General features: G+C 42.2%; 11 protein-coding genes. 2 read left to right on the top strand and 9 right to left on the bottom strand.

Annotation, left to right across the window (positions count from 1 at the left end; genetic code table 11):
* Positions 1-6: 6 nt before the first annotated feature.
* The 7 genes from AACQ83_RS18510 to AACQ83_RS18480 all read right to left on the bottom strand — a co-directional run bounded on the left by AACQ83_RS18510 (position 7) and on the right by AACQ83_RS18480 (position 9,289).
* Positions 7-2,481: a fimbria/pilus outer membrane usher protein gene (locus AACQ83_RS18510; protein WP_112879088.1), complete on the bottom strand. Its 2,475-nt coding sequence runs from the start codon at positions 2,479-2,481 to the stop codon at positions 7-9.
* A 25-nt stretch (positions 2,482-2,506) separates the two neighbouring features.
* A complete protein-coding gene (locus AACQ83_RS18505; RefSeq protein ID WP_112879087.1) occupies positions 2,507-3,205 on the bottom strand; it encodes a fimbrial biogenesis chaperone in 699 nt (232 codons plus the stop codon).
* 67 nt (positions 3,206-3,272) lie between these two features.
* A complete protein-coding gene (locus AACQ83_RS18500; protein ID WP_112879086.1) occupies positions 3,273-3,854 on the bottom strand; it encodes a fimbrial protein in 582 nt (193 codons plus the stop codon).
* A gap of 827 nt (positions 3,855-4,681) precedes the next feature.
* Entirely contained in the window at positions 4,682-5,803 is a 1,122-nt protein-coding gene (locus AACQ83_RS18495; protein WP_112879085.1) for a DUF4056 domain-containing protein, read from the bottom strand.
* Entirely contained in the window at positions 5,800-6,945 is a 1,146-nt protein-coding gene (locus tag AACQ83_RS18490) for a BamA/TamA family outer membrane protein (RefSeq protein WP_112879084.1), read from the bottom strand. The genes AACQ83_RS18495 and AACQ83_RS18490 overlap by 4 nt, the downstream gene beginning before the upstream one ends.
* On the bottom strand, positions 6,945-7,928 hold the full coding sequence (locus tag AACQ83_RS18485; protein WP_112879099.1) for a hypothetical protein: 984 nt from the start codon (positions 7,926-7,928) through the stop codon (positions 6,945-6,947). The genes AACQ83_RS18490 and AACQ83_RS18485 overlap by 1 nt, the downstream gene beginning before the upstream one ends.
* 167 nt (positions 7,929-8,095) lie before the next feature.
* Positions 8,096-9,289, bottom strand: coding sequence for a benzoate/H(+) symporter BenE family transporter (locus AACQ83_RS18480; RefSeq protein ID WP_112879083.1), 1,194 nt, complete (start codon positions 9,287-9,289; stop codon positions 8,096-8,098).
* A gap of 298 nt (positions 9,290-9,587) precedes the next feature.
* Between AACQ83_RS18480 and AACQ83_RS18475 the strand changes: the two genes are divergently transcribed.
* Positions 9,588-10,256 carry an epoxyqueuosine reductase QueH gene (locus tag AACQ83_RS18475; RefSeq protein ID WP_049584551.1) on the top strand — a complete coding sequence of 223 codons (669 nt, stop codon included), beginning with the start codon at positions 9,588-9,590 and terminating at the stop codon, positions 10,254-10,256.
* A gap of 114 nt (positions 10,257-10,370) precedes the next feature.
* Here AACQ83_RS18475 and AACQ83_RS18470 read toward each other — a convergent pair whose 3' ends face one another.
* The gene (locus AACQ83_RS18470; protein ID WP_112879082.1) at positions 10,371-10,586 is read right to left on the bottom strand and encodes a hypothetical protein; all 216 of its coding nucleotides are present in this window, start codon (positions 10,584-10,586) and stop codon (positions 10,371-10,373) included.
* A 910-nt stretch (positions 10,587-11,496) separates the two neighbouring features.
* Here AACQ83_RS18470 and AACQ83_RS18465 point away from each other — a divergent pair.
* Entirely contained in the window at positions 11,497-13,095 is a 1,599-nt protein-coding gene (locus AACQ83_RS18465; protein WP_112879081.1) for a toxin, read from the top strand.
* A gap of 81 nt (positions 13,096-13,176) precedes the next feature.
* Here the strand turns inward: AACQ83_RS18465 and tcaC are convergent, their stop codons facing one another.
* On the bottom strand, positions 13,177-17,634 hold the full coding sequence (gene tcaC, locus AACQ83_RS18460) for an insecticidal toxin complex protein TcaC (RefSeq protein WP_112879080.1): 4,458 nt from the start codon (positions 17,632-17,634) through the stop codon (positions 13,177-13,179).
* Positions 17,635-17,664 lie beyond the last annotated feature (30 nt).

Raw genomic sequence — 17,664 nt, 5'->3', positions numbered from 1 at the left:
TCTCCCTTAACGGCAAATATTGGCGGTTGAGCCCATTTCAGGCTGTGGATTATTTATTATGCAGCTCTTTTCGCCTAGTTGACCGATGTGGACATAAATTTGCTGTGGTAATTTTTCTATACGTAGGAAAACCATACTACCCTGACCAACGTATCCTAAGCTGTTACCTTCTGAATCGACAATTTCAGTACCGAAAGGTAAAGGTTTACCATCAGCCTGAGCGGCGTAGAAGACAAAAGTCTTCCGCTGGTCTGTTTTAAATCCGATATGGGTAATCGCACCGGAATATGGCGCAACATCTCTGATGTTACCGATAAGTTCAGCCGCATCTTCTGGCACTTCACTGGTATCTAGCATGATGGCATTTTTACGATAAGGAGAAAGATAAGGTATCAGCAACTTACCGCTGTTGTTTGTCACCATGCTTTTATCACCATTCACAGAAGCATTTGCTGTGCCCGGTGCGTCAATGATGGCGAAAGTTTCCCCAACTTGATTAGCAGCCAGAATTCCGCTTCGATAAGCAACTAAACTGCCGGTTGCGCCAAGCCCCATTTGGCGGTACTCCTTGGACTGGCTATAAGAACTACTCAATGTGGAAACGGATGTTTTGTAGGTCAAATTTGCACTGGTTGTTGTCGAACCATTTTTCTGATCTGAAATGTTGAAGTGGTAATTTAAACGGTTGTTTGGGCCTGCGCTGCCGCTTAATCCTAAGTTACTGTTGTCATAGTGACTTTCATTGATTGAGACATTATTGGTCAAATAGGCAGGGTAACCAAACAACTCAAAAGGAACAGACAGCATCAGATAGTAGCGCTGTTCCTCTTTACTTTCTGTTTCATTGATATTGTATCGGACACGGCTTGCTGTCAGGGAATAATTGATTTTCCCCAGACTGTTGGAATACCCCATTTGATATTCTCTACTTTTATTCTGGGTTCCCCAGTAATCACGGAATGTTCCCGAAAGAAAAAGTGAACCTGCACGACTACCAAGATTCTGGTTCAAATTGATATTAAAGGTATTTTTTTGATGAGAATAGTATTGTTGGTTATATCCGTTGCTTATCCAGTCATGCAGATCAATCGCATCGATTAGGGTGAGATAATTTTTAGTTGAATAACGATAAGCCGCCAGCGAAAAATTTGTTTTTGTTTGTGGGATATAGCGGCTATAAGCTAATTTGTAGCTTTGGCCTTTCATGGTTGGGCTATTATCAAATTTGGCGCTGGACTGCGAAACGTCAATTGATACAGCGCCAATTGGTAGATTAAAACCACTACCTAACAGTAGTGAGTAATAATCTTTACTGATAATGGTGCCTGTATAACCGGTCAGGACATTATTAAAACCATATTGGTAGCTGGCTTGAAAAAAGTTTGGTTTATAACGACTGTTGGCAATATGTGTTTTACCTGCACTGATATCATATTTGCCAAGACCTTCTTTCATCATATTAGGAACGGATGAAAAGGGGACGGTAAAACTGTTAGTACGTCCGTCTGCTTCCGTCACTTCAACTAGCAAATCACCACCTGAACCTGTTGGTAAAATAGCCTCAATAGCAAACGGCCCGGGTGGTACATTACCTTGATAAATAACAATATTATTTTGGGTGATTTTTACCAGAGCGTTAGTCTGCGCAACTCCACGGACGATAGGGGAAAACCCTTGCCAGGCATCAGGGTACATGCGCATATCTGTTTTCAAATTGATACCTCGGAAGCGGAAAGAGTCGAATAAATCGCTTGATGTATAGCTATCACCAATGCGAAATTCTGAATTAATTGATGAAATTCCTCGTTGCAGATAACGGGTATTGTTACTCCATTTATCACCATTTGAACGTGTGTAGTGATAAGAGGATTGATCACGTAATTGCCAGCCAAATAGATTCAAACCGCTATTAAGTGACACGTAAGCATTATCTTCATTTTCACGGTCGCGGTTTTGTTTATTCCTATTTTGAGTATGGTAATAGTTGGCATTGTAGGACAGCATAGCTCCGGGGATACCTCGGTCCCAGAACGCAGGATCGATATAGCCTTTTAGCTCGTTTTTGATATATGCCTGCGGGACGACCAGATGCAGGCTGAGTTTAGGAACATCGAGATTAGCGGTTCCTTCATGTATTATTTTAGTAAGAAGAATTTCATCTTTGGATAAATTTGATTCTGGTAATTGGTTTTTATCAATTTTTATACCTAACCTAGGAAGATCTTCATTGAGTAAGTAAATATCTTTGCCATCGTTCTGGATATTAATATCAAATCTTCCTTTCCAGTCATTATTCAGATATATGTCAATACCGTAACGGCCAGCGGGTAGCTCTGAAGTGGTATAAAATCGGGATAAATCCGCTTTTGCAGATTCACCAACCAGAAAATCAGTATTAAATGTTTTGGCATAGCATAAACAATCTGTATACAGAAGGGTACCTATTATCAGAGCTAACGGACTAATTTTTTGTCTTATCATGTTCTATGCTATGCCAGTAATATCACTATTGAAGTGGTAAAGTTAATTTATTTATAGCACCAAAATCATCAACAATAGCCAGAGTTAATTTGTCTCCAACTTTTACTTTTTCATTGGTACTGAATGAATGAGAAGAGAACGGTTTTATAATTGTTCCTTCATTTAGTAAGTTAGGTTGAGTGTCAGAAGATTTAAGGCCGATGATATTCATGAAATAGGGTGATGAATTCTCCAATTTTAGTTGGCTACCCTCACGTTTTAATCCAATATGTTGTTGGATCTGTTTCGGTAAGATAGAAAGCTTGTCTGGCCGATAGAAAAATTTGATTCGGGTACGAATAGCAATCTGCATAACGTTTTTATCGCCAATGTTTTCTGCTATGGGTGGAATATCCAGAACATTTAAATAGAACAGCGATTCACGATCCGTGGGTAGATTGCTGCTGATGTATTTAATTCTTAATTGTTGCCCGTTATTGCCATCAATTTTGACGACTGGGGGGGTGAGTAAAAAGGGGACTTTAGCTGTTTCAGGTGTTGAATTAGGATCGCCATCATCTATCCAGGATTGTACCAAGGAGGGTTGATCCCCTGCATTTAATAATTGAACTGATACTTCTTTATTACTGGCTGGATAAATAACACGTGTTGTGTTAATAACGATGTTGGCATGAGCAGATAGAGTTGTTATCCCTAATAATATAGTTAAAAATAATTTCTTCATAACGTTATTTTTGCCAAATTAAATAAGCCTATTTATCTAAATAGGCTTTATTTATTGTAGTAAATAATTATAAATAAGTAACGTGATAAGTAACCATCGTTACTACTTTACCTGGATCAGCAGCATCAGTGCCTACTTTGTAGTATTTCGCATAGAAATCGACAATTTCAGGTGTTGCCTCTGAGCCTTTGATTCCTGTATCAAACGCTTTATTCAGCATAATAGGGTTATTTTCTTCGGTGTGTTTAACAATAGCGATACCTACGTTTTTCGGCTTACCATTTGCATTGAGTTCTTGGTTAACCAGGTACTTAGCATCGTTAGAAATAGTATGTGATGATGAGAACTGGATTTTCAACATAGAGGTTGCTGGATCAAAACCAACGGCTTTGGACTGGCAGTTAGAAAATTCTAGTGAAAATGCTTTCTTCCCATAATCAATTAAGCCTTCTTTTTGTCCGGCTTGAGTGACTGAGATAGGTTCCAATATAATCGACAGATTAGCTGAAGCACCACTGTTAATAGTACAAGTGGCATCAGTGACTGCACCAGAGAAATGTAATGTACCGCCAGCGGCATCATTGGCTGCAACAGCAGAACCTGTAGCAAAAATAAGCGCGGCGGTGGTTGATAACGCTAGTTTATTCATTTTTCCTCTCCAGGAGTAGGGACATCTTAATTGACTTTATCAGGGGTGAAGATAGGGACCCTGAATCCCCAAATACATCAGAAAAATTAAAAAACAATATGAGTGTTTATCTATTAAATTTATTTAATGTTGTAAATTTAAAATAAAAATCAATATATCATATAGTTGAAAATAGTTTAGTAACTTGAGTTTTGGTTGAATAAATCTAATTGTTGATAATGTAAGTTCTTATTTTATCTACTTAGATAAAGCTGATATTGTTTATACATATTTATAACTTGGAAATGTATATTATAGACGATTAAACCTATTTAAGAAGGGATTTTTGTTATTTGAGTTAAATTAAGAGTGAAAGTCTAATTTTTCGATAAAAATAAGTGCAATACACAGATTAAGAGTATAATTAAGAATTATGTTCTTATTTTTGTGATCTTTTTGAGATTTTGTTTCTTTTTTGGTTGTTGAGCTGGTTAATATTTTTATGATTTTTTGATTTGTTTTTTAGATGTTATGTAATATTAATTATTTTATATCAGTTGTTTATTGGTTTTTTATCTTTGTAAATATTTCAATACGGTTTTTTATCCTGTGGAATAATGCCTTGTTGATGTGGGATTTCTCTTTATAGCTTAATTTAAGTATGGTCGGCATAGTTTGGTTTTATTATGAATGATGTTGAGTTTATATTATGATGTAACATTATGGGAATAGTGAATTATAATTGATGATATTACAATGGGATTATTGTTTGAGAAATAGTAATCTAAAGTTTCTCATATATTTTAATTCATAATGTTATATTCATTCTTTCATAGAAAATATATGAATCAATGATTCTCTTGTTGTTCTTGTGCTTTTTCTGCCAATTGTGGAAAATCAAGTGCAATCCAGTAGCTTTCTGGTACAGGAAGATCTTTCATCTGGCGGCTAGGCCACAATTGTAATTCGGCCAATTCAGATAATTTGTAGCCAGTATATTGTTGTGGCAGGGTAAGCCTAAGCGGAACTTGCTGTTCTGTAGGCACCATATTAGGTATGCGATCGCTGTGAATATGGAAATCACGTTGAAGGATTAAGCGTTTATCAGGTATACGGCGTTTGCTGTCCCACCAGATACCATCAACCTGTTCAAACATTTTCCGCGTTTCATCAGGGGATAAGGCTTCCAGTTCACGTAGCGCAGATGGCAGAATGGCTTGCATTGATAGGCGGTATTGTTTCATTGACGGTACTTGCCCTGCCAGTATCAAAGAGAGGGAAAGACGAGCGCCTAATAGATTAGAGTAGAGATCTTCAGGAGAGAACGCAGATACTTTTTCAGAAAATCCCGGTACAGACTGATAACCGTACCATTGGGCGATTTCATGCCATGCAGCAAGTTCAAAAGCCAATTTTACGGCCAGATAAGCAGTTAGGGTATAACGTTGTTCTATCGCTGCTGGTGGTGTGAATTGATAGAATTGAATGCGGCGTAATGCTAATTCGCTGCTGAGTTCTATTTGCCACTTTTCTCCAAGACGAGGCCAGATTTGACTGAACAGAAAAACCGCATTATCAGCGGTATCCCGTACATGGGAAATATCAATGAATCCGCCTCGGCGGGTATATATCATCCCCACTTTTTCATTACTGAGCCCTGTTAATGAAGCAACGGTACCAAAAAAACTGTTGTTATAATTATGTGCCCCAAGATTATCGGCATCCAGCACATTACTTATGTGGTAAAAAGGTACTGGAATGGTCAGTAATTCAGTTTTTAAATTGTAGCCAAAAGCACAGCAAGCTCTTAATCCTTTGGGAGAGGGAATCGGAGCAAGAACCGGCCATGCACGAGTGGCTTCGGCGGTTGTTTCACTATTTAAGTCAGGTTGTACTGGTGCGATTGAAGAAAAAGTTCCCTGGCATCCTGCAACTAACGTTAAAGCAGCAATCCATAAACGCAATTTCAAAACGCCTCTCCTACCTGAAAATAAAATCCATTGCTTTTTTTACCGATACCAAAGTCCAGTCTGACATTCATTTTAGGTTTGAATTCAAAACGATAGCCAGCGCCAACTGTGGGTAACCAGTTTTCTGAGCCAATATCTTTTGCATAATGGCTTAGGGTGCCCGCCCCTGCCCACAAGACAAATCCGTGTCGCCAGTCCAATTTGCGCCGATATTCCAGTTGGGTGCTGATAACATTTTTGTCCCGGTATCTACCTTCATAATATCCACGCATCTGATTACTATTACCTAGCATTGACAGCATATTCCAGGGCACTTGGCCGTCAGTGAAACGACCATAACTATCGAATGCCAATACAGATTTTTCATTTAATTGATAATAGGTGCTGTATTGCATATCAACGATATTAAACCGGCGGTCACTGCCTAATGCCGGGGAAAAATGGGTGTAGGTAATATCAAGAACGTGTCCTTGATGAGCGTTAGGCAGAAAATCCCGTGTGTCGTAGCTGAAATAGGCACTGACGCCCGAACTCAATATGGACCGGCCATCGTTTTCTGCTGCAAAAAGTTTTTTAGCGCCGCTATCAGGGTCTTTGGCGTGTAATGATGAAAAATTCCAGCCAGCGCCTAAATAGGTAGAATCAGCAACTCGATAGAGCATTCTGGGTTGCAGGTGCAGTTCCTGTGAGTGATATTTTTCTTTGCGATCATCTACCTTACCTGCTTGATATCCTGTTCCCCAGTAATAAGTGGGAACGTTGTTCAAGGTACCGGAAAGGAAAAACCGCCATTGATCATCAGCAAAGAAACTGTAGTTATCAAATGTGAAGCCAAAGGCGCCTGTTGAAGAGGCAAATCCATTTAGGGAAAGAGAAGAGGTTTGGCTGGTATGGTCATGATCATCTGGCCGATAAAGACCAACGACAGCAACACCGAGACCGGCACCTAACTCTGGCGTATAAAAAGGGCCGGGTAAAATACCCCAATCAATCGCTTTACTGCTGTCATAGGTATTACTGCCACCTAATTTTTCCAGCCAGCCATCGATTTTTTCCCTGCTGAGTGGTGCTTCACCATATGAGAGATCAGAAATAAAAAGGCTGACTAAAGCCAGCCCATATAAAGTACAACGGATGTTCATTAAAAGCGGAACTCACCTGAAATGTAGAAGCTGTTACGTTTGTTAAAGCCAACTTCAGTCAGCATATTGAAATTGCGTGTGACTTCTAGCCTTGCACCAACGGTATTATTCCAGCGAGATGCAACATGCTGTTTTACTTTGAATTTCATATCAGGATCGTTTAATGCCTTTACCAGTCCAGAAAATGCAGGTGGTAAGTTCAGGTTACTGATATTGCCTTTAAATTCTTGAGTAATTTTCTGGTACATTCCGCCGGTCCATACCTGCAATTTGGTGTTTCCTTGCCCGGGGATAATTGGCTGGAATATAAATTCATAACCCACTCGTGGAGTGACGACCAAGGCGCTGATTTTACCGTCCAGAATATCTAGATTAGTGTAGGTATAGTTAGTATCAAGCGTACCGAAAAACTGCTCGTATCCCCCTGCCAGAGTAAAACCGCCACCATAGGTTTTACCTTTAAAATCCAGTTCGAAAGGAATATCTTTCATGCTAGGAAAAACCATACCGCCTAAATTAATACCTTCAATGTTGGTTTTTGATGTGCCTTTTGTCCAGCCATAAACACCATAAACATTCAGAAAAGGTAGAACCCAAGTATCCAGTTTAAGCATATGAGATTCATTCTTTTCTCGGGTTTTACCTGCTTGGATGTCCAGAGCGTCTCCAGTTTCTGGATTTTTCGGCATAATGATTTTAATATCATCTACAACGATATTCTGTCGCATATTCATATAACCGTAACTGGCGCCAAAAGGTTCCGGTAGGTCATAACCTTTAGCTCTGGCTTCGTCACCCCAAATTGGGAGTATCCGTGATTCTTGCTGATTCGGTTTTCTGGATAAACTACCATCAGCAGTCGTTTGGCTTCCACCGGACTGGCTAACCGAGAGAGAAAGAATTGGGCGCTCATCAGCATAGCTATAAGGGATTGCCATGCATGATGAAATAACAACTAACTTGCTAATATCAGAAAATTCCATATCAAAAAATTTCATAATAGAAAGCTCAGTTTTGCGGGTAAGAAGATTTAAGGTTGTTAGATATGTCCCATCGTAATATTCAAAGCGCAACAGACTCGGCAAACTATCATAAGTTTTGTTGATAATAAGTATCATAAAGTGCTGAAAAGTATAATTTTACTGTTCATCTAATGAACTATTTTGTTTTTCTCAGGCAAAGATAAAAGGATTATGGTTATTACTCCACCTATTAACCCCCAGAATGCAGCACCTACGCCAAGTAACGTCACACCGGAAGCGGTGATCAAAAATGTGATTATTGCTGCGTCTCGTTGCTTTTCATTCTGTAGCGCTTGTAGCAGGCTGCCAGAAATTGTTCCAAGCAATGCTAATCCGGCAATAATATGAATAAGCGCCGCCGGTAGTGCGCTGAATAACATACTGATTGAACCACCGAACAGGCCCGCTATCAGGTAAAACACACCCGCTACGGCAGCGGCCATATAACGGCGATGTGGGTCAGCGTGGATTTCCTGGCTCATACAAATTGCGGCAGTAATGGCGGCAATACAGACGGAAAAACCACCAAAAGGTGATAAGATCAGTGAGATGAGCGCAGTCCAGCTTATCAGTGATGAAACAGAAACTGGATACCCTGCGGCTTTTAGTGTGGCAATGCCGGGCGCATTTTGAGATGCCATTGTAACGATAAAAAATGGGATACCGACACTCAATAACGAAGAGAGTGTGAAACTGGGTGCAATAAATTCAGGGGCAACAAACGCGACTGTGGATTGTTGTTCAAAGTGAATATCTCCCTGTAAAGCGGCGATAATCAGCCCTGATAATAGTGTTAAGATGATGGCATAGCGGGATAAATATCTGCGTGCCAGAAGATAAGTCAAACACATTCCGGCAGTTAGTACGAAGTTGACTGAAAATGAGGAAAAGGCATCCAAACCAAAGCGTAACAGAATACCGGCCAGCATGGCTGCGGAAAGTGCCTGTGGAATATAGTTCATCAATTGGGCAAACAGGCCAGTAATACCGCACAGCAAGATCAGCGCTGAAGCAAAAATAAAGATACCAATGGCTTCGTTGATTGATGTTCCTGGTAGCGTTGTCACCAGTAGCGCGGCACCCGGTGTTGACCATGCGGTAAGGACGGGGGTGCGGTAATAAAGCGATAGCCCCAGGGAGCTGATGCCCATTCCAAGTCCTAGCATACTTAGCCAACCACCGATCTGCATGGGGGTGGCGCCCGCAGCTTCAGCGGCTTGAAAGATAATGGCCGCGGAACTGGTATATCCAACCAGAACAGCGACAAATCCGGCGGTGATGGCCGGAAAAGAGAGGTCACTCAGGGAAATTGCATGGCGCATCTTGGTCTCCGTTTAAATTATTTTGGTTAAAAGCATCTGAATTTGGCTATAATTTAGTTAACTATCAGCATAAAACAAATTTATCTGTAGTGAACTTCCTCGTACAAACTTTGATGACGACAATATGACGGTGGAACCTGCCAGAATTTCAAGTAATTTACTATGATTACAAAGGTAAGGATCACAAAGATAAGGATCGTAAAAACAAGCCAGTCATGATGAATTTCATTCGAAAAATTTGAAGCTAAAAATAACTATATTCTATAATTAATTCTTATAATTATATGGAGCCTGCTAAATGGAAAACTATGTTCGCCCTGTTTTAACGTTACCGGATAATGCGGAACGATTATTATTGCACTCTTGTTGTGCGCCTTGTTCTGGTGAAGTGATGGAAGCGCTACATGCCTCTGGAATTGATTACACCGTTTTTTTCTATAATCCGAATATTCATCCAAAACGGGAATATTTAATTCGCAAAGAAGAGAACATTCGCTTTGCGGAGCAACACAATGTGCCATTTGTGGATGCGGATTATGACAGCGATAACTGGTTTGAACGCGCTAAAGGTATGGAATGGGAGCCAGAAAGAGGGGTTCGTTGCACCATGTGCTTTGATATGCGTTTTGAGCGTACTGCTTTATATGCTTATGAAAATAATTTCAGCGTTATTTCAAGCTCGTTGGGCATTTCCCGTTGGAAAAACATGCAGCAGATAAATGATTGTGGAAAACGAGCGGCAAGTCAGTATCCGGGAATTCAATACTGGGATTACAACTGGCGTAAGCAAGGTGGTTCAGCCCGGATGATTGAAATTAGTAAACGGGAAAGATTTTATCAGCAGGAATATTGTGGTTGTATCTATTCATTGCGTGATACGAATAAACACCGTAAATCTCAGGCGCGGGATATTATCAGGATTGGTGTTAAATATTATGGTGATGAAGATACCGAAGGCACTTGTTAAGCTTTTCACTTTAATACGTTGAGGGGGGGATTTCCCCCCTGAATTTACAGTTTATGACGCTGTCAAACTTGTGTCATAACTATTGCTGCGTGTAGTGGCTTCATGCTGGAAAACTCAGTGAGTCTTCTTGGCTTCTTTGCTTGCTGCCTTTTGGTGTGAGTGTTGTTTAGGTGTGGTTTTACCCGATTTCTTCTCTGCTTTGGTATTTGCTGTATGGGAAGCAGTCACTTTGGTATCCGAAGATTGGGTTACCGGTGTGCTAGGTGCAGCCAATACTGCGCCAGAGAATAACAGTGATAATACAGTTATAGATAAGCCTAAACGTGTCATGATAATTTTCCTGTGTTTTAACTTTGTTTCACTTGCTGGAATACATTTTGAGCGACTAAGTAAGCTACGTGCTATTCCAGATCTGTCTTAACGCCCAGTGAGTATACGAGCTTGATCATTAATTAGGCAAATTTAAGATAATACCTTTTTATAGGTTTTTATAATTTGTTGAAGAATCGTTGAAGTTTTTGGGCATAATTTTCCTGATAACAGAGAGCGTTTATTTAAAGCAATGGGTTCTCTATTAACATGTATACTCCGGGTTTTGCGTGTTGCTGGTGGTTCACTGTTCATTCATAAGCAGGTTTGCACAAGCTGTAATTAACTATTATTGCGAATCTGCTTGTACACTATTTATAGCTTATAGGAACTCATGATGTTCTTAATGAAAATGAAATAAGCGTAATTTATTTATATTTTTGGTGAGGTAATTTATTTGTTTAATTTCAATAATATTAATTAAAATAATCTTCCTAAGACTCTGGATATATATTGGGTGTAGATTGGAAACTGTATTTAGTAATAATCTGAATTCAATTGCAGAAGGAAATAATTATCTCTAAAGCGTTACGCCTGTAGTAATTAATTAACATAAATATAATCTGGTGGAATTATCATATAATAATATTTTTTTATTTAGATAGATTAGAGAGAAATATTATTACAACTAATTTCTAGGTCTTTTGTGGACAACGGAGAAAACTACACTATTATGAAATTGGTGCATTGAAATAATTAATGCTAATATAACCGATTAGTAACTACATCACAGTCTATAATAACAGACTGAACATATTAACGCTCTATTAGGGAAAAACTTATACCGTTCATGATGAAAAGGCAATGAAGTGTCATTATAACTCATTGACTGTAATCGGAAAAGTAATGTTAACCAAGTGGAGATAGATATATGTCTAAATACAAATTAAACCGATATTTATTAGCGAGTTGTGTATTGTGTTTTTTCATATCAGGAAATGTTATTGCCGCCAATCCTAAAATATCTGCATATTATCTGAGTGGGCCTGCTGCGCAGGTTGATACTAAAGAATATTATGCCAGTCTTGATAACTTTAAAAAATTAAGTAGAGATATTTCTAAGAATAAGAGTAACTTTAATACGTTGGTATTGTCTTTTGTCCAGCCTGGTTTTATTAACTATGAAAAAAACAGTCTGAAATGTTCAGGATTGTTTGGTTATATCTGTACTTCTGGTCAAAGTATTAGCACGAAAGAAGCTGAAAATGCCAGGGCTGATTTTGTGGCATTAAAAGGTGTTATCGCTGATTTAAAATCTCATGGAGTGAGTACTTATATTGCTGTAGGTGGATGGAACTTTAGTTGTTATCCGAAAATTTATGATATAACCGCGGGCAAAAAAGATGCCTGTGGTAATGAACCCGGTGCGGTTTATGATATCTTTCCTAATCCCCTGACCAAAATTCCTCGATTTGACAGTACTATTACGGGTAAAGCAGCAGATAAGGCATATAAAAATATTGTCAATTTGGCGGCTGACTTGGGGGTAGTGGGAATTGATGTTGATTATGAAGAATTCTGGCACGCTGATATTAATGCAAAAAGCTGGAAATTAACGCCTGACTCAATCAAGGTTCCTCCTAATAACAGTGAAACCCTTATTACATCAACTTTAATAGCAAAGGGACTAGGCAGTTATGTTTATGATGCGTCAATGAATATTGTTCCTGGCGCAGAGAAAATTCCCCGCGCAATGCCGGCAACCGTGGATAAATTCGCTGCTATTTTAAAGTCTTTTTATACTTCAATTAATGCAGTTAAACCATCACTTAAGCTAAGTACCGCAGGTCCTGCAACGGGAGGTATCCCGAATATGTCCGCTAACTGGGGAACTAATGCGAGGAATAGTGATATTTATGGTGGTGCTTGGTGGGGAGGCAATCTCTATGGTTTGATTTACAATACCGCGCTGAGTTACCCCAATCTGATCAATCGACTCAGTTATATTGGTGTAATGACCTATGATTTAAGTGAAAAAGATTGTGGATTTATTGGGGGAGGTGAAACATATATTCCTTGTGACCTTCCTGGGCAGGTTAAGTATTATTATGGTCAATATATTAACTGGCTTAAATCAGGCAATGAAGTTGTTACCTTCCATGTCAAACTAAAAGGGGCGCGTAACTACGCTCAGGCATCAATTCAACCGCAAAAATTATTGGTTTTGCCGCCTATTACGGTTGGGTTTGAAGTTGGTAAACCCGCAACCGGTAATTTACCGCTTACGAAGAGCGCTCTTAACAGCATATTAGATGGTACGATCAAATATGGTAAAACGGGCCTTATAATGTGGGATCTATTTAAGAATGAACGTTATGACGGTAGTGACTGGAAAGATGAGTGGGCGACACCTAATGATCTTTTGTCTACGGCTTGCAAAAAAATAGGGCTGACAGGAGAGCATTATAATTGCGATAGCTCTGTTCCGACACCTGATCCTGTTCCGGCTTTTACCAAGAAAGAACATTGACGTTAATATTTAACGGAAATGCTGAATCTTCATAATTGATTAGATATTGCCCCGCAATATACTGCGGGGCAACGGATAAAATTATGTGTTTCTTGATGCTGTATCGTTTTCATCCTCGCTGACAATAAACCACGGAGTGTACAGTTTTTCTCGCAAATATTTCTTAGCGGTGATGACCTTGTATTCCCGTCCCAGTGGATCATAAAGATGGGTATCGGCAAACAGATCATCTCGTGCGCTGTCATCACTAACATAGCGCCAGTCATTCAGAAAATAGGGTTGATAGGTACGCACAGGTTGGCCTTTGTCGTCGTATTCTGTGCGGCCAGAAACAGCCCATCGGGTGTCTGTAGCGGCACTGACCAGAACGCCATTTGCATCCACAACCAGCCCACCGTCCTCTTTACGTTGCCAGGCATCACCGGGCTCATGACGGGCTGAACTCTGGAGTAACCGGCCAAAACCATCACTAAAACTCACCGTCTGTTGGTGCTGTTGTTGAGGATCGTTATCGTAGCGGTCAGTGGTGATCCCCAGTACATGTGGAGGTAAACGGGGAATACTTGCCAATAGCGAGATGAGTTGAATCGTTAGGTTCTGATGGACTATTCCCCGTTTCCCGCCTAGCGCACACACTTTCCCATCTTCGGTAACCATATGAGCGGCACGCAGTTGCGCCCATAGCGCTTCTGCTTCTTCTGGTGACTGAGAAAGCTGAGACAAAGATAACAGCGGCATCCAGCTATCAACGGCATAGACTAAACATTGGGCAACGGGGAGTACTCCTGTTAACGCTAGCGCTTTATCTACGGAGTCCGGTGGTGTAAAGGGCTGGTTGGAGTAGCCTGTGGTCTGCCCTGCCTCCGTACCCCAGAACCGGCTGGTGGTCACGCGACCTAGTGCATCCAATGTCACAATATGTTGATTATCATTAATATCTATCAGTTGTACTGGCGTAAGGAAACGATAATCGTAACGGGCTTGCGTCGTTAATCCAGCGGCATCCTGAGTCTGAATTATTACACAACGATGGGTATCCCAGGTCAGTGTGGTTTTCCCTGTCAGCAACGAGTTACGCTGAGTTTGAGGCCGCCAGAACTGTGTGGCATCACCGTAATCGGTATAGCCTTGCCGTGCCACCCATACCGGGCTTTCTGATCCAGTATTAAATAACCGCGCGACTTGCTGATAACCGGCCTGTATCAGTGTGGTATGCAACGCCTGTTCTTCAATCACGCCCTCATACGCCTGTAATGAGGTATCATCCATCATGGCGGTTTCTTGGAACGCGACCAGTGCTTGTAACGTGGGCTTTTCTAGAGTGACTTCCGCTTGACCGGCGGTGTAAAACGTCTGTTGTTGCCCCAGATAAACGGCCGCTTTTTCATCTGCTAGCAGGCCATCGGCTTTCAGCAAGACTTCAAGAGAGATCCCTTCGGCCGGAATTTTGGTCCGGTCATAAGTATAAACATCACGGCGTTGTGCATTTGGTAAACCTAATCGCCTGTTTTCTCCGTCAGTCAGGTGATGCCAGCTATTTTTTTGCCTCACCAGACGTAATTGTTGTTGCTGATCATCATAGCTACTGTCGAATAGTGTTTCCGGCAGGGTTGGCGGGTAGGGGTTTTCTGCCGGTTTTTCGCGGCGAGGCCAGGCAATATCGACACTTTGCAGTGATTGACCAAAGATATCGTGTTGCAGCCAGATACTTTGGCTGAGCTGTGGATCACTGATGATACGTTCATAGTGGTAGCTGCGATTTTCAATGGCGGTAATCCAGGCAGATAATTCGGTTTCTTTCTCTACGGGAATAGAGCGTACCTGATAGCGTGATTCACTGACGGTATAAGGCACCGTTTGATTATCCGTTCCGTCTAGGCCATAGAGCTCGGTGCGTAGCAGTTGGCCTTTAAGTGCCCGCGTTAGCCAGTTACGTTGTGTCTCATTGGGGGTGAATGCTTGATCTGTCTGGTTAGTGTTGTCCCAGATGGTATAACGGGTTTCAAATCCGCTATAAGCTTGGGTGTCTGCCTGCCAATATTCTGTGGCTAATTGGCTGTCTACTTCATCTATCCCGGTGGCGAACCAGCTAATACTCAGTGACGGTGCCGCTTGTTCGGGGGCGGTGCCGTGAGAAAATGTTGTGGTATCTGTCTGTTTGATACAACCAAATCCTCTGAATTCCCGCTCTTTACCATCCCAGACACCGTGGCGGTAACTGACTTCACTGGTGAGCCGGTTACCGCTGATTTCATCCTGAATTTCGGTATACCACAGCAGATGCATTGGAAACGGCAGGTAACAGGCCGGGGATTTGCCTGCTTTGGTGAGCTGTAATTTCTCATCCAACCAGAATTGCGCGGAGCTACGATAATGTAGAGTATGATGTGCGCCCCGGTTATTGTTCATCACATTTAGCAACCAAGGTTTGGTTAACGACAAATCACAATGCCAGTGATGTGGCGCCATATGTGGCACTGTCAGGATCAGACTGGCTATCCCTAATCCCTGAATATCGGCGACTTGGAGTTGGCAAGTGTTGTCAAATTGTACGCCTTCTGGCAAAGCTAACGTCAGCGGGGCATCAAACTGATTACCACTTTGGTTGAGATAAATGAGCAAAGAGCTGGATTGCGCATAGATAATGTCAGTGGTGCCGGAGCCGTCGATATCCGCCAAAAATAGCCGTTCGGGATTGAAGCTAGTTTCGGGCTGGCTAAATCCTGGCAGGGTCAGTGGTTGACCGAAACGGCCATGTCCCAGATTCGGCCAACAGGTAACACGATTAGCTCTAATTTCCACCAGATGTTGTTGACCGGAACCGAGCATATCGCTGAAAGCCACCAGTTTGCGGGCGTCGGTTCCAGTAACGGGCAGAGTGATACCTGTGGATTGTGGGACATCTTGTCCTTTACGCCAGCCGTTTCGCTGGTTGGCGTACAGACGCACGCTTTTCGGCCCGATTAACACTAAATCGGATAAGCCTGCCCCGGTAAGGTCAGCGAATTGGACGCTTGGATGAAAATATTCCACTGGTAAGGCATTGATTGGCGTAAAGTGCGTCCATTTTCCATCGGGTTGCTGGCTATGGTATCCGCGAATACCGGAGGCGGTGACTACCCAATCCAGTTGGCCGTCTCCGTTGATATCCATCAATGAGGCATTATCCTGCAAACTGGGTAGGGTAGGCAGTGGGGCGATTTTGCCGTAAGTGATGGCATTACTGTCTCCGTCTTCCTGACGTTGCGGCGCTTTATACCACCAAGCGCCGCGCTCTTGGTACAGCATACCCGGCAACCCTTCTCCCCGCAGATCAACCAATTGATAACGTTGCTGCGAGTTAAAATTATCTAATGCATCAAAACGTTGCCATGTTGGCATCTTCTCTAGGTCGAACCGCTGCCAGGCTAATTCTAAAGGTGGCAGGGTGATTGGGCTGCCGTCCTGTTCGTGACTCAATTGGCGGGCGGCAATCAATGTAGTGACGCTGGCATCTCTATCGTAGTCCAGTATTAGGCGTCCAACCAGTTCCGGGGCGTCATGGGTACCGGCTTCTCCGGCCATTAGCGCGGTACGGTGAAACATCAGTACTTGTTGACATAAGCGGCGAGTACGCACTTCAAAACCGTATTCATAGCGAGAGAAGATATCCCGGCGTACAGGCCATTGTGCTGTACCTGCATCCCATTTCGGCACGGTATGAAGTGAAGTATCGCGTTCACCGTGGTCAAAGACCAGATGAAACAGCCACTCTTCCGGTGTCGGAGGTGTGTTATCCAGTACGAACAGGCTGGCTTGTGGTTTGATGTTACCGTAGTTCACCTGTACCAGATAGCGCTGTGCGGTTGCATTGGGATGAGCGGTTTTTTCATTGTCGTCACAATCGGCTTCATCTTCGGCCCGGTATTGATAGCTGACATGTTCACCGGTTGGTGTCACGGTTTCTTCCAGCAACCACTGGGCGATTTGTTGATCATTTTGCGGGTTTGCCTGACAAGCCTGTGCGGTTTTCCCTAAGATGTGCAGTTGGCCGTCCGGTGACGATATCAGCCAGAAAGCTCGCCTTTCTTGACCGGAAGTAGGTTGCCAATATTCGATTCTGCTGAAATCTTGGATCTGGCGGGCTTGATAGCGAGTCACGGTATAGGAGATTGGCAAGGTCACGCCTTGCAGCGTCTTAACGCCTTGACGGATATCTGGCTGCCCTTGGTCATTCATGGCAATATTCATGACTTCGCCTTGTGGGGATAAGAACGTGTCGTCATTACCGTATTGTGGAATGCCATGTTGGGTGCGTCGGCTAATAGTCATGACGCCACATTGCCAGCCGATACCGAAAGGCCCGTTACCTGCACTGCTGCTGTAAATCAGCGATAATCTAGGCGCAGTCCCTCTGCCGGTCGAAAGGGGCAATGGCAGAGATAGAGTGGTCATTCCATCAGGGCCGGCAGCACTTAGCGCTTCTCCCATGCCATTGATAGCACCGCCACCTTTGGGAAGTGATAGCGTTGTAATCGATACTTCTGGTGAATCCTGCATAAAGTACTCCTTACAACAGGCCCCTAATAG

Origin of the sequence: Photorhabdus sp. S10-54 (assembly GCF_963878145.1) — a bacterium.
GTDB lineage: Bacteria > Pseudomonadota > Gammaproteobacteria > Enterobacterales > Enterobacteriaceae > Photorhabdus > Photorhabdus kayaii.
The sequence above is the reverse complement of the archived record's forward strand: the minus strand, read 5'-3'. Positions and strand labels throughout refer to the sequence as shown.